This window comes from Halorubrum sp. SP3 (assembly GCF_005435195.1).
In the GTDB taxonomy this organism is placed as follows: domain Archaea; phylum Halobacteriota; class Halobacteria; order Halobacteriales; family Haloferacaceae; genus Halorubrum; species Halorubrum sodomense.
Genome location: NZ_SGTU01000612.1, coordinates 1 through 277, shown reverse-complemented (window position 1 = coordinate 277; position 277 = coordinate 1). Strand labels below are relative to the sequence as shown.

Here is a 277-nt window from a genome sequence, read left to right as displayed (position 1 = left end):
AACTACGTCGACGACGAGACGCCGCTGTACTACCGGGACTGGGGCGAGGTGTTCACCTCCCTGGGGCTGATCGAGGTCGACGTGGTCCGCGGCGACAGGGACACCGCCCGGACCTTCCGCGTGACCGACTGACTCGCGCCGTTGGCGGTCCGATCGGTGCGGCTCGCGCGGCGGTTTGTCGAACGCGACGAGCCGCCCTCCCGCGCGACTTTTACCCGCGAGCCGACTACCCCGACCACATGGCGACTCGCGAGGCCCTCTGGGGGTACCGGAACCG

General features: G+C 70.0%; 1 pseudogene. It reads left to right on the top strand.

Features of this window, described 5'->3' with window-relative positions:
- Window positions 1–132 (top strand): annotated as a pseudogene (locus EXE42_RS20520) (class I SAM-dependent methyltransferase); the annotation flags it as partial.
- Window positions 133–277: the final 145 nt, after the last annotated feature.